Annotated in this window: 10 protein-coding genes; 6 read left to right on the forward strand and 4 right to left on the reverse strand. The window is 62.5% G+C overall.

What is annotated here, in order from left to right:
• Position 1: 1 nt before the first annotated feature.
• Together EC86_RS27080 and EC86_RS0115310 are read right to left on the reverse strand one after the other, a co-directional pair.
• Positions 2–1,795 (reverse strand): sensor histidine kinase, encoded by a 1,794-nt coding sequence (locus EC86_RS27080; RefSeq protein WP_198026798.1) that lies wholly within the window; start codon positions 1,793–1,795, stop codon positions 2–4.
• Positions 1,796–1,963: 168 nt separating this feature from the next.
• Entirely contained in the window at positions 1,964–2,176 is a 213-nt protein-coding gene (locus EC86_RS0115310; protein WP_029526605.1) for a hypothetical protein, read from the reverse strand.
• 331 nt (positions 2,177–2,507) lie between these two features.
• Between EC86_RS0115310 and EC86_RS0115315 the strand changes: the two genes are divergently transcribed.
• Entirely contained in the window at positions 2,508–4,283 is a 1,776-nt protein-coding gene (locus EC86_RS0115315) for an ABC transporter ATP-binding protein (RefSeq protein ID WP_029526606.1), read from the forward strand.
• Between the two features lie 3 nt (positions 4,284–4,286).
• Here EC86_RS0115315 and EC86_RS0115320 read toward each other — a convergent pair whose 3' ends face one another.
• The gene (locus EC86_RS0115320) at positions 4,287–5,132 is read right to left on the reverse strand and encodes a PA4780 family RIO1-like protein kinase (protein WP_029526607.1); all 846 of its coding nucleotides are present in this window, start codon (positions 5,130–5,132) and stop codon (positions 4,287–4,289) included.
• A gap of 79 nt (positions 5,133–5,211) precedes the next feature.
• Here EC86_RS0115320 and EC86_RS0115325 point away from each other — a divergent pair, with 79 nt between their 5' ends.
• From EC86_RS0115325 to EC86_RS0115345, 5 genes are all read left to right on the forward strand, one after another.
• Positions 5,212–5,817: a TetR/AcrR family transcriptional regulator gene (locus EC86_RS0115325; RefSeq protein WP_029526608.1), complete on the forward strand. Its 606-nt coding sequence runs from the start codon at positions 5,212–5,214 to the stop codon at positions 5,815–5,817.
• Between the two features lie 124 nt (positions 5,818–5,941).
• A complete protein-coding gene (locus EC86_RS0115330; protein WP_029526610.1) occupies positions 5,942–7,099 on the forward strand; it encodes an iron-containing alcohol dehydrogenase in 1,158 nt (385 codons plus the stop codon).
• A gap of 110 nt (positions 7,100–7,209) precedes the next feature.
• Positions 7,210–8,319: an alkene reductase gene (locus EC86_RS0115335; protein WP_029526611.1), complete on the forward strand. Its 1,110-nt coding sequence runs from the start codon at positions 7,210–7,212 to the stop codon at positions 8,317–8,319.
• 175 nt (positions 8,320–8,494) lie between these two features.
• On the forward strand, positions 8,495–9,178 hold the full coding sequence (locus tag EC86_RS0115340; RefSeq protein ID WP_029526612.1) for a type 1 glutamine amidotransferase domain-containing protein: 684 nt from the start codon (positions 8,495–8,497) through the stop codon (positions 9,176–9,178).
• Between the two features lie 99 nt (positions 9,179–9,277).
• Positions 9,278–10,648, forward strand: a complete 1,371-nt coding sequence (locus EC86_RS0115345) for an NAD-dependent succinate-semialdehyde dehydrogenase (RefSeq protein ID WP_029526613.1) — start codon at positions 9,278–9,280, stop codon at positions 10,646–10,648.
• 169 nt (positions 10,649–10,817) lie between these two features.
• Here EC86_RS0115345 and EC86_RS0115355 read toward each other — a convergent pair whose 3' ends face one another.
• Positions 10,818–12,851, reverse strand: coding sequence for an acyltransferase family protein (locus tag EC86_RS0115355; RefSeq protein ID WP_029526614.1), 2,034 nt, complete (start codon positions 12,849–12,851; stop codon positions 10,818–10,820).
• Positions 12,852–12,903: the final 52 nt, after the last annotated feature.

The raw sequence follows: 12,903 nt of genomic DNA on the forward strand, positions 1-12,903 counted from the left end.
GTCAGACAGCTTGCAGGCTTTCGGCATCTTCAGGGCAGGATGCGGTGGCAGAAGGCGACAAGGTGACAAACACCGAGGTGCCTTCGCCCGGCGCCGATTGCACCCAGATGCGCCCGTGGTGCCGGGCCGTGATGCGCTCGCAGGTCGTCAGCCCGATGCCGGTTCCGCTGAATTCGCTCAGCGTGTGAAAGCGCTGAAAGGGCTTGAACAGCCCTTCGGCCTGGCTCGCGTCAAAGCCCACCCCATTGTCCTGAACGCAAAACACCACCTCGGGCGCCTGCGCCTCCAGCAGCAGCGCAATGCACGCATCGTCGCGCTTGCCGGTGAACTTCCAGGCGTTGCCCAGCAAATTGGCCAGCAGCGGCCGAACCAGGCCCGGGTCCGCGCGCACCTGCAGCGACACGGGCGAGTCAAAGCGCACCTGGCGGTGCGGCTCCTGCGCCTGGAGTTCTTCCAGGATGTCATATGCAACCGGAATCAGGTCCACGTCCTCGATGGCGAGTAAGGCCGTGGACACCCGCGAAAGCGCCAGCAGTTCATTGACCAGGCTGGCCATCTGCTTGGCTGCACGCTCGATGCGGCCGGTCAGGCGGGCGCCATCTTCATTCAACACGGCGCCGTAGCGTTTTTGCAAAATCTGGGTAAAACCGACGACCGACAGCAGCGGCGACTTCAGGTCATGGGCGATGGTCCGGGCAAAGGCGTCGAGCTCGGCATTGACGCGCACCAGCTCGACCGTTCGCGCGGCAACCAGCCGTTCGAGTTCGACATGCGTTTGCGCACGCAGCGCTTCGTGTGCTTTTTCAGCCGTGATGTCTTCCACGATGCCGCCCATCAATGTCACCAGGCCTTCGGCATCGACGATGAGCCGCTTGCGGTCCAGAACCCACTTGACCTCGCCTGATGGCATGCGGATACGGTATTCGCAATTGGATTCGCCTGTTGCTTGAAGTACCCGGTGCGACGCACTGGCGATGTCCGCATCCTGCGGATGCACGGCCTGCAGCCAGAGGTCCGGGTTGGCCATCATCGCTTGCGGGCTCGCCCCATAGACCCGTTCCAGCGCCGGGCTGACATACAGCACGGTCCGCCCGTCAGCCGAGGCCATCCACAGCACGCTGGCAAGGCTTTGGTGAAGCTGGCGAAACTGCGACTCCTGGCGCTCAAGGGCGTGCTTGGACAGCACTTCGGCCGTGACGTCGATGGCCATCACCATTTCCGCCTTGCGCTGCAAGAACTCCACCGCATGCGCGGTGAGGTGGACAGACACCTGTTCGCCGGACTTCCTGCGGTGACGCACCACGCCCATGTCGCGGTGGCTCTGGTGCGGGCCGTGCATGAGCGCCTGCAGGTGCGAATGGTCCTCGGCCGGCGACAAGTCGGCCAGTTTCATGGACAGCAGCGCTTCACGCGTATAGCCGTAAAACAGGACGGCAGCGTCATTCACGGCGATGAATTCCAGGGTCTGCCGGTCATACACCCACATGGGCTTGGGATGCTGCATGAACAGGTCACGGACCTGCAAATCGGAGTCCTCGGCGTGGCTGGATGCCCGCAACAGCCGCTGAAAACCCGTGCGCATCAGGAAAATCAAACCCAGCGAGGTCGCGAGAACATAAAAGAGCCCTTTGTACCGCTGCGCCGTTGCCACCCATGCCGGGTCGCTGGAAATGGACGATACCAGGGAGTCCGAAGCAAGGATCCACAGGCATCCGAGCACGCCATAGAGCACACCGGTTGCCAGTGCGAACCGTGAGATGTTCGACTTTCGGATTGCTTTGAAATTTTCAGACATGGCAATCCAGGTTAACTGCAGATGCTGTGCCATGCACAACATGGCAGCCGTTCGCGGTGCCGGCGCCTGTAATTGCAAGCGCCTGCCGCCGGCCAGATTATTCCAGATTGCCTGAGCGAATCAGGCCTGCTTCCGAGTCCTGATACGGCCGTGTATTGATCTGCCCGTTTAGGCCGTGGCGGCGCTCTTGGTGCGAAAAATCACTTCTCCATCGGGAACGCGCACCACCCGAACTTCCGTCTGGAACGGCCGGGTCAGGCTCTTGGCCGCCACCGCCACAGCCAGCGAACTGTTGTCGTAAAGATGGTCGAAATCAATCGACAGCAGCAAGTTGCTGGTCAGCGTGCCGCTGCTTTCGATCCGGTATTTGGGAGTGGACATGAAAAACCCTTGTCTTTAATAGTTATCAACCTGACCAGAACTTGTTCACGCCGGCTCTCGCGAGCAGTTGGGGGAAAAGCATGGCCGTTGTCGGGTGCAACTTGCGTTACCTGGAAAACCCAACAGCAAGGGGATGTAATTTAGGGTAGTTCAGCCGATGAAAACATCCCCTCGACAAGGGATTTAAGTGTTTTTTTCGTCAATAAATGTAACTTCATGCACGGCGCGGTAACCTGACCACCCGGCTAGAAAGCCGTTGACGGCTCTGTGCGATGGCCTGACAGGGGATTTTGGGATACTGCAGCGCATGATCCGCCCTGAAGAATAAGCCATGCACATCCTCTGGACCTATCTGCGGCCGCACCGCGCGCTTGCGGCGCTTGCGCTGCTGCTGGCCGCCATCAGCCAGGTGCTGGCGCTGGTCGATCCGATCATTTTCGGCAGGATCATCGACGACTACGCCATCGGCCGCGCTGGCAAGACCGAAGAAGAACTGGTGTCGGGCGTGCTGACGCTGCTCGGGCTGGCGGTGGGGGTGGCCGTGCTGTCGCGGCTGGCCAAGACGCTGCAGGACTATGCGACGCGGCTGCTGGTGCAGAAATTCGGCACGCAGATCTTCAACGATGGCCTGCGCCAGGTGCTGCGGCTGAAATACCAGGAATTCGAGGACCTGCGCAGCGGTGAAACGCTGTCGCTGCTGCAAAAGGTGCGCGCCGACAGCGAGCGCTTCATCAACGCCTTCATCAACACACTGTTCGCGGCCATCGTCGGCATTGCGTTCCTGACCTGGTATTCGGTGACCAAGCACTGGCTGCTGGTGCCGGTGTTCCTAGTCGGCGTGCTGCTGATGGGCGGGCTGACCGGGCTGCTGAGCCGCGAGATCAAGACCCAGCAGCGCTCCATCGTTCGCGAGACCAACCGCAACTCGGGCTTCATCACCGAGTCGCTGCGCAACATTGAACTGATCAAGAGCCTGGGCCTGACCTTTCCGGAGATACGGCGGCTGCAGGCGCAGACGATGAAAATCTTTGCGCTGGAGATGAAGAAGGTCAGGCGCATCCGGTGGCTGTCCTTCCTGCAGGGAAGCACGCTGAGCCTGCTCAAGCTGGCAATCTTGTTTGCCCTGCTGTGGCTGATCTTTCGCGACGTGCTGAGCACCGGCGAGCTGATCGCCATGCAGTTCATCTCGGTGGCGATTTTTGCGCCGCTGCAGGAACTGGGCAATGTCATCGTCGCCTACCGCGAAGTCGAGACATCGCTGCTGAACTTTGACGCGCTGATGAACAAGCCGGTCGAGCGGCGGCCCGAGTCGCCGGTCAAGATCGGGCCGGTCACGTCGGTGCGCTTCACCGATGTCAGCTTTCGCCACAAGGGCGCCGCCGACAACGCGCTGGAGTCGCTGTCGTTTTCGGCCGGGCTGGGCGACACCATCGCGTTTGTCGGCCCGTCGGGCTCGGGCAAGTCCACGCTGGTCAAGCTGCTGGTCGGCCTGTACTCGCCGGCCAGCGGCCAGGTGTTCTACAACGGTATTTCGACCCGCGACCTGCGCTACAACGAGGTGCGGCGGCAAATCGGCTTTGTCACGCAGGAAACGCACCTGTTTGCCGGCACGCTGCGCGAGAACCTCCAGTTCGTCAAGCCCGACGCGACCGACGCCGAAATCATCGCCGCGATGGAGCAGGCGTCTTGCGCCTACCTACTGGACAAGTCGCCCGAGGGGCTGGACCTGGTCATCGGCGAGTCAGGTATGAAGTTGTCGGGCGGCGAAAAGCAGCGGCTGTCGATTGCCCGGGCCCTGATCCGCCACCCGCGCCTGCTGATTTTTGACGAGGCCACGTCGGCGCTCGATTCGATCACCGAGGAGCAGATCACCCGCACGGTGCGCCAGCTGTCGGCCAGCAGCAGCCGCATCACGCTGCTGATTGCCCACCGCCTCTCGACCATCATGCATGCCAACACCATCTTCGTGCTGGAAAAGGGCGGCATCGTGGAAAGCGGCAGCCATGTGGAACTGCTCGACGCCAAGGGGCTGTACTACGCCATGTGGCGCCAGCAGATCGGCGAACGGCCGAGCCGGCACGCTGCGGTGGCGTCAATCGACGACTAGCCGTTACGACTGCGCCATGCGCACGCGGCGCGCGGCTTCCTCGGCGCTGGCGTCGTCGATCTCGCGCAGCACGCCGCGCACATCGACCGGACCGGTCTTGCGCTTGAAATGGCCGGTCAGCACCGTGTCGGGATACAGCACGCCGCGCTGGTACAGGTCCCACATCTCGTTGCCGTAGTCGATGGCCAAGAGGTCGGGCGCAAAGCGGCCAAAGAAGTTGCGCAGGTTGGCGACGTCGCGCAGCAGCATACGGCTGGCGTGGTTGTTGCCCGCGGCATCGACCGCCTGCGGCAGGTCGATGATGACCGGGCCGTCGTCGGCCAGCAGGATGTTGAACTCGGACAGGTCGCCATGGACGATGCCGGCGCACAGCATGCGGATGACTTCGGTGATCAATCTAGCATGGTGCCGGCGCGCCTGCTCGGGCGTGAAGTCCACGTCGTTCAGGCGCGGGGCCGCGTCGCCGTTCGCGTCGGTCACCAGTTCCATCAGCAGCACGCCGTCGCAAAAGTTGTAGGGCTGGGGTACGCGCACGCCCGCGTCGGCCAGTTTGTACAGCGCATCGACCTCGGCGCTTTGCCAGGCGGCTTCGCTGGCCTGCCGGCCGAATTTGGTTCCCTTGGCCATGGCCCGGGCCTGGCGGCTGTTCTTGACCTTGCGGTTCTCGGTGTAGTCGACCGCCTGGCGAAAGCTGCGCTGGTCGGCTTCCTTGTAGATCTTGGCGCAACGCGTTTCATCGCCGCAGCGAACGACGTAAACCATCGCTTCCTTGCCGCTCATGAGCTGGCGGACGACGGTATCGATCAGGCCCTCTTCAACGAGGGATTGCAGTCTTGGAGGTGCTTTCATGAACGCCATTGTCCCCTGCCCGGCCGCTGGTTCCACCCCGCACTAGACGACTGGTCTAATTTTATGTACAATGCGCTTTATGAGTCACGACCACCTAGACGTCAAACAGCACATCCTCGACACCGGCAGGGCCATCATTTTGGGCAAAGGGTTCACGGCCGTCGGCCTGAACGAGATCTTGTCTGCAGCGCGGGTACCCAAGGGCTCGTTCTACCATTACTTCAAGTCCAAGGAATCGTTTGGCGAAGCGCTGGTAGACAGCTATGTGGCAGATTACCTGACGCATATCGACGCCCTGCTTCAGCCCGATGGCTCCCCGGCCGCCGAGCGCCTGCTGCGCTACTGGAGCAGCTGGATGACGACCGGCGAAAGCGAGAGCGCGCAATGCAACTGCCTGGTCGTGAAACTGAGCGGCGAGGTGTCGGACATGTCCGAGGCGATGCGCGTGGCCTTGCTGCGCGGCACCAACCTGATCGTTGAACGGCTGGGCAACTGCATCCTGGAAGGGCTGGCCGACGGCTCGCTGTCTGGAGAGTTTGACGCGCATCACACCGCGCTGGCGCTGTACGAGTTGTGGCTGGGCGCTGCCCTGCTGACCAAACTGAGGCGCGAGCGCAGCGCACTGGATGCGGCCATGAGGGCTACTTTGGGTCTGTTGAATCTGCCGCGTCGGCTCACGGCTTGAGCGCCTCTTTCAATCTTCGATTTCCCCACCTTTTCCCGCCCGCACAGGATGCCCAACCATCCACCTTGCGAGCGGATTTTTTGTAACCAATCATTAGCCGACCGGTCTATTCAGAAAGAACCCCATGAAAAATTTCGAGTTTTACAACCCCACCAAAATCGTCTTCGGCCCCGGCAGGGTCGCCGAACTGGCCAATCTGGTCCCTGCAGCGGCGCGGGTGCTGATCCTTTTCGGTGGCGCCAGCGCCCAGAAAACCGGCACGCTGGACGAGGTCAAGGCGGCGCTCGGTTCGCGCTCGGTGCACGAATTCGGCGGTATCGAGCCGAATCCGACCTATGAAACGCTGATGAAGGCGGTCGAGCAGGTCAAGCGCGAAAAGATCGATTTCCTGCTGGCCGTGGGCGGCGGCTCGGTCATTGACGGCGCCAAGTTCGTCGCCGCCGCAGCCTGTTTTGACGGCGAGCCGTGGGACATCCTGCTCAAGGGCGGCGGCCAGGTGCAGCAGGCCCTGCCGTTCGGCACGGTGCTGACGCTGCCGGCCACCGGCTCCGAAATGAACAGCGGCTCGGTCGTTACCCGCAAGGCCACGCACACCAAGCTGGCCTTCATGAGCCGCCATGTCTTTCCGCAATTCTCGGTGCTGGACCCGACCAAGACCTACACCCTGCCGACCAAGCAGATCGCCAACGGCATTGCCGACGCCTTCGTGCATACCGTCGAGCAGTACCTGACCTACCCGGTGCAGGCGCTGCCGCAGGACCGCTTCGCTGAAGGGCTGCTGCAGACGCTGATTGAAATCGCGCCCAAGGCCCTGGCCGAGCCCGAGGACTACGACACCCGCGCCAACCTGATGTGGACCGCCACGCTGGCGCTCAATGGCCTGATCGGCGCCGGCGTGCCGCAGGACTGGGCGACCCACATGATTGGCCACGAACTGACCGCCCTGTACGGCATCGACCACGCGCGAACCCTGGCCATCGTGCTGCCCTCGCTGCTCAAGGTGAAGCGCGAAACCAAGCGCGCCAAGCTGCTGCAGTATGCCGAGCGCGTCTGGCACATCACCAGCGGCACCGATGACGAGCGGATTGACGCGGCAATTGCGCGCACCCGCGCATTCTTCGAAAGCCTGGGCATTCAAACGCAGCTGTCCGGCTACGCGCTGGGCCAGGAAGCCGTCGATGCGGTGGTCGCCCAGCTTGAAGCGCACGGCATGACCGCGCTTGGCGAGCACAAGGACATCAGCCTGGAAGTCAGCCGCGCCATTTTGCAGGCGGCGCTGTAAGGCAAGCCCACCACCCGGGCGCCTGCGGCTGAAGTGCGCAGGCCGCCGGCCTCACCGCTGGCAGCGCAAAACCCGGTCTTATTTTTTAACCCCACCAACCAAAGAAACCCATGCTGAAAAAACTGCTTTCCCCCTTGAAAATCGGCAACCAAACCATTCCCAACCGCGTGATCATGGCGCCGCTGACCCGCTCGCGAGCCGGCCAGCCCGGCGACATTCCAAATGCGCTCAATGTGGAGTACTACACGCAGCGCGCCACGGCCGGCCTGATCGTCACCGAAGCCACGCAGGTTTCCCGGCAAGGCCAGGGCTACGCCCTGACGCCCGGTATCTACACCGACGCGCAGGAAGGCGGCTGGAAAAAGGTCGTTCAGGCGGTGCATGCCCAGTACGGCCACATCGCGCTGCAGCTCTGGCATGTCGGCCGCATCTCGCATTCGCTGCTGCAGGAAAACGGCGCGGCACCGGTCGCGCCTTCAGCGCTGATTGCAAAAGGCGCCCAGTGCTTCGTGATCCAGCCCGACGGCAAGGCCGAAAACGTGCCGACCGAAACGCCGCGCGCGCTGGCGACCGAAGAGCTGCCCGGCATCGTGGACCAGTACCGCCAGGCCGCCAGGCGCGGCAAGCGGGCCGGTTTTGACTTTCTGGAACTGCATGCGGCCAACGGCTATCTGCTGCACCAGTTCCTGTCCACCAACAGCAACCAGCGCACCGACGCCTATGGCGGCAGCCTGGAAAACCGCGCCCGCCTGACGCTGGAAGCGCTCGATGCGCTGATCGGGGTGGTGGGCGCGTCGCAGGTCGGCGTGCGGCTGTCACCGCACTTTGCCGCCATGGACATCGCCGACGCTGAAGCCGAGGCCAGCGCGCTGTACCTGGCGCGGGCCTTCAGCGAACGCGGCGTCGCCTACCTGCATATCGCCGAGCCCGACTGGGCCGGCGGTCCCGAACTGACCGATGCCTTTCGCGCGCAACTCCGCGCGGCCTTCAACGGCGCACTGATCTTTTGCGGCGGCTACACGGCCGCCGAGGCCGAGGCGCTGATTGCAAAAGGCACGGCCGATGCCGTGGCATTCGGCCGGCCGTTCATTGCCAATGCCGACCTGGCCGAGCGTTTCCGCCAGGGCGCCGCGCTCAATACCCCCGACCGCACGACGTTTTACGGCGGTGGCGCGCACGGTTACACCGATTATCCGACACTGGACCTGCAGCCGGCCTGAGGCATGGACACTTGCCATTCAGCTATCAAAAATATAGCTGGCTGCAACCGTGGCGCTTGCGCAAAAGCACTTTTTCATTGATAAACAGCGGTTTCGCAGCGCTTTTCAACCCCGTGAACCGCCCTCTTCGTCCCGCCCCGGGCAGAGAGCGGACCCCGAAACGAATGGAGACGACATGAACATCCTGATGGTTCTCACCTCGCACGACCAGCTCGGCGACACTGGCAAGAAAACCGGCTTCTGGCTGGAAGAATTTGCCGCGCCCTACTACGCGTTCAAGGACGCGGGCGCCGACATCACGCTGGTTTCCCCTCAAGGCGGCCAGCCACCACTCGACCCGGTGAGCGACGAGGCCGACGCGCAGACCGACGCCACGCGCCGTTTCAAGGCCGACCCGGCCGCGCAGCAGGCGCTGGCCCATACCGGCAAGCTGTCGGAGGTGTCCGGCGACGGCTTTGACGCGCTGTTCTACCCCGGCGGCCATGGCCCGCTGTGGGACCTGGCCGAAGACGCCGACTCCATCAAACTGATCGAATCCATGTTCGCCGCCGGCAAGACCGTGTCAGCCGTTTGCCATGCGCCCGGCGCGCTGCGCCATGTCAAGGCCGCCGACGGCACACCGCTGGTCAAGGGCAAAAACGTCACCGGCTTTACCAACACCGAAGAAGAAGGGGTGCAGCTGACCGACATCGTGCCCTTCCTGGTCGAAGACATGCTGGTGAAAAACGGCGGCCATTACAGCAAGGGCGCCGACTGGCAGCCGTATGTCGTCACCGACGGCAAGCTCATCACCGGCCAGAACCCGGCGTCGTCAGAGCCTGCGGCGCAGGCCGTGCTGCGCCAGCTGAAAGGCGAATAGTCAAGCATTGACCTACGGGCATGCAGCCTGATAGCCGATGGCCGGGCAAGCCGCCCACGGGTCCAATAGTTCACCTGTTAACTGATCAAAAAGGAATTCATGGCATACCAAAGTACCAACCCCTACAACGGGAAAGTCCTGCAGAAATTCGACGAAATCAGCGACGCGCAGCTTGAGGAAAAGCTCAGCCAGGCGTCCAGCTGTTTTGAAAACGACTGGCGCTGCAAAAGCTTTGCCGAGCGCTCTGCCGTGCTGGCGCGCGCTGCCGCCATCCTGCGCGAACGCCCGCAGGAGTTTGCCGAACTGATCACGCTGGAAATGGGCAAGCTGCTGCCGCAAAGCCTGGGCGAGGTTGCCCTGAGCGCGGCCATCCTCGACTACTACGCCGAGCATGCCGAGCGTTTCCTGGCACCCGAAAAAATCGCCACGCCGCGCGGCGAAGCGATGGTCGAAAGCAGCCCCATCGGCGTGCTGTTCGGCGTCGAGCCGTGGAACTACCCGTACTACCAGATCGCCCGCTTTGCCGCGCCCAACCTGATGGCCGGCAACGTGGTCATGGTCAAGCATGCCTCCAGCGTGCCGCAGTGCGCTCTGGCCTGGGAGCGCCTGATGCTGGAAGCCGGCGCGCCCGCTGGCGCCTACACCAACCTGTTCATCTCCAAGGACCAGGTGGCCTCAGTGATTGACGATGCGCGCATCCGCGCCGTGGCGCTGACCGGCAGCGAAGCCGCCGGCGCCGTGGTGGCCGCGCGCGCCGGCCAGAACCTGAAGAAGACGACGATGGAGCTCGGCGGCAGCGACGCCTTCATCGTGCTCGACGACGCCGACCTCGACAAGGCGGTCAAGCAGGCCGTCAGCGGCCGCATGGGCAACTCGGGCCAGGCCTGCACCGCGTCCAAGCGCTTCATCGTGGTCGAGTCGATGGCCGACAGCTTCCTGGAGAAATTCCAGGCGGCGCTGGAAGACTTCAAGCCCGGCGACCCGATGGACAAGCAGACCACGCTGGCGCCGCTGTCGTCCGTTGACGCGCTGAAGAACCTGCTCGTCCAGGTGGACGAGGCGGTGGCCGGCGGCGCGCGCGTGCTGACCGGCGGCGGGCGCATTGACGGCCTTGACGGCTCCTTCATGCAGCCGACGATCCTGACCAACATCGACAAGGCCAACCCGGCCTACATGCAGGAATTTTTCGGCCCGGTGGCGCTGTTCTTCCGCGTGGCCGATGAGGATGCGGCGGTGGCGCTGGCCAACGACTCGCCGTTCGGCTTGGGCGGCTCGGTGTTCACGCAGGACATCGAGCGCGGCAAGCGTCTGGCGCGGCGCATCGACACCGGCATGGTGTTCATCAATTCAAGCGCCTCGTCGTCACCGGAACTGCCGTTTGGCGGCGTGAAGAATTCCGGCTATGGCCGTGAACTGTCGGGCGCGGGCATTCAGGAATTCGTCAACAAGAAGCTGATCCGGGTGAGCTGAAAAGCCATATGCTGCTATTTAAAAAATAGCAGCATATGCAAGCAGAGAAAGCGCAAAATCCATATTTCTCTGAAATTTTGCCGGTTGTGCCCTGGCTGGAACCGGAACCGGGGCTGGTGGCGCGCCCGGTAGCGGTTGGGTAGCATGGCCAGCATTTCAAGGTGTTCAATCACCTGAAAAAGGAAACCTGGTTTTTGATCCGGGGATTGTCCAGCTTGGGCGCGCCATTGCCCTGGGATTGGAAAACCTCGGCAAACATGGGCACAAGAAATTTGTTGCCGTACTCGCTCAAATGATTTTCATCGTAATAAAGCGGCCGTCCATTTTTTACGCCAAGGCAGCGACCATCCGGGCAAAGATAGGGCAAGGGGTCAAGGATTTTCACGCTGCACTGGTCGCGCGCAGCGTCCTGGGCGGCCCAGATGAAGGCGTTGCGCTGATGGTAGTCGGCCACGGAAACCGAGATTTCCTCGTGCCGGCCGAATAACATGGCACGTGACATGGCCTTGGGCACCTCAACGCCCATCTCGGGAATGGGTCGGACCAGATAAACACGGTGATCCCTGGCCAGCCGACAGGCCATTTGCGAAATCGCGTTTGCGTATTCTTCAAGAAATTCGGGCTCTGAGTTCAGGTAGGGACGAGACAGATAGACCCAGGGCCCGTTGATGAGTTTGGGGTTTCCATTCTCTCCGATGGCGTACAAGCCATGAAGGTTGACCACAACCAGCGGGATGTCACGCGGCACATTTTTCAGCTGCTGCAGCATCCATTCGTTGTAGCCGCCACAGTTTCTTTCTGGCCACCGGCTGGTCACATTTTCAAGCGTGGGACACCCGGAGTATGACCACTCCATGACACCCGTCCCGGCGTCCTGGGCGTTGGCAGCCACTGCAGAAACAAGGGCATTTGCGTGGCTGTCGCCCATCACAATGGCGCCCAGACGACTCCCGCCGTGCATACACGAGGGCGAGACTGATCCAGTGGCAACCCAGCATTCGTCTCGCCTGGGATTGATGTCCAGCGCGCCTTGCTGCATGCGTTCAATCTCCGGCGAAAACCGTCCAGGCACGCCCTCTTTCAGACGGACCCCGACCCCCGGCGCTGTCACGGCCACCACAGTTCCCAGCAACGTCATTGCGCCCCAACCCATCCGAAGCCGACCCAAATGAACCCGGGCCGGTGTTTCCACCAGCCGGTAAGACAGATCACCCAGGATCAGCGTCAACATCAAACCGGCAGCAATCGCCTTCGAGTCGTCCCGCCATTCCAGATAGGTCAGCGCCACCGCAATCGGCCAATGCCAGAGGTAGAGCGAATACGAGCGGGTGCCCAGCCACTGCGCGAAAACGTTCCCGGTCCATGCCGAAACAGATCGGGCGGCCAGCAGTACGGCGGCCGTTCCCAGCACCGGCACCAGCGCACGCCAGCCCGGCCAGGGCGATGTGGTGTCAAAGCCGGCGAATGAGCCTATCACCAGGGCCATGCCAGCCGCTTCAAGCGCGGTGCGCTGCCTGTCCGTCAGCGCCCAGCGGTTGGCCAGCAAATAAGCCAGGCTGCCAGCCAGCATTTCCCAGGCGCGCGTGGGCAGCAGGTAAAAAGCCGCCGTGGGCACCAGCGGCGTCGCCGCCACTGACAAGGCAAACGAGACCAGCAAGCACGCCGCCACCACCACCACCACCAAGGTCAGGGGACGTCGGCCGGGGCGCCACTTCCAGACAGCCAGCAGCACCAGCGGCAGCAACAGGTAAAACTGCCACTCCACTGCCAGCGACCAGGTGTGCAGCAGCCATTTTTCGTGCGAAGCCGCGTCAAAATAACCCGCCTCCAACCAGAACTTGATGTTGGAAAGAAAAGCCAGGCTGAACACTGCCTGGGTGCCCAGCAGCTCGTACTCAACGGGCAGCAACACCCACCAGCCCAGCGCCAGCAGCACCGCACACAGCACCATCAGCGCGGGAAAAATGCGGCGCGCCCTTGCCAGGTAGAAAGCAAAAAGGGAAAATCCCCCGCGCTCCAGACCGCTGACCACGATGCCGGTCATCAAAAAGCCCGAAATCACGAAAAACACATCGACCCCGACAAAGCCGCCGCGAAAGCCAGGGATGCCAAAGTGATAAAAAGTGACCGCTGCTACGGCCCAGGCCCGCAAGCCATTGATGTCGCTTCGAAAACCGGAAGCCGTCGAAAAGTCCTGGGTCACGCAGAGATCCTGGTTTTTTGAGAAGTGCAAAGCACAAGATTGCTGGGCTTGT

This window comes from Polaromonas glacialis, from assembly GCF_000709345.1.
Classification (GTDB): Bacteria; Pseudomonadota; Gammaproteobacteria; order Burkholderiales; family Burkholderiaceae_C; genus Polaromonas; species Polaromonas glacialis.

Excerpts from the sequence above, each read along its gene's own strand:
- EC86_RS0115310 (WP_029526605.1), bottom strand. The coding sequence starts at position 2,176 with ATGTCCACTCCCAAATACCGGATCGAAAGCAGCGGCACGCTGACCAGC.
- EC86_RS0115315 (WP_029526606.1), top strand. The coding sequence starts at position 2,508 with ATGCACATCCTCTGGACCTATCTGCGGCCGCACCGCGCGCTTGCGGCG.
- EC86_RS0115335 (WP_029526611.1), top strand. The coding sequence starts at position 7,210 with ATGCTGAAAAAACTGCTTTCCCCCTTGAAAATCGGCAACCAAACCATT.
- EC86_RS27080 (WP_198026798.1), bottom strand. The coding sequence starts at position 1,795 with ATGTCTGAAAATTTCAAAGCAATCCGAAAGTCGAACATCTCACGGTTC.
- EC86_RS0115345 (WP_029526613.1), top strand. The coding sequence starts at position 9,278 with ATGGCATACCAAAGTACCAACCCCTACAACGGGAAAGTCCTGCAGAAA.
- EC86_RS0115325 (WP_029526608.1), top strand. The coding sequence starts at position 5,212 with ATGAGTCACGACCACCTAGACGTCAAACAGCACATCCTCGACACCGGC.
- EC86_RS0115330 (WP_029526610.1), top strand. The coding sequence starts at position 5,942 with ATGAAAAATTTCGAGTTTTACAACCCCACCAAAATCGTCTTCGGCCCC.
- EC86_RS0115320 (WP_029526607.1), bottom strand. The coding sequence starts at position 5,132 with ATGAAAGCACCTCCAAGACTGCAATCCCTCGTTGAAGAGGGCCTGATC.
- EC86_RS0115340 (WP_029526612.1), top strand. The coding sequence starts at position 8,495 with ATGAACATCCTGATGGTTCTCACCTCGCACGACCAGCTCGGCGACACT.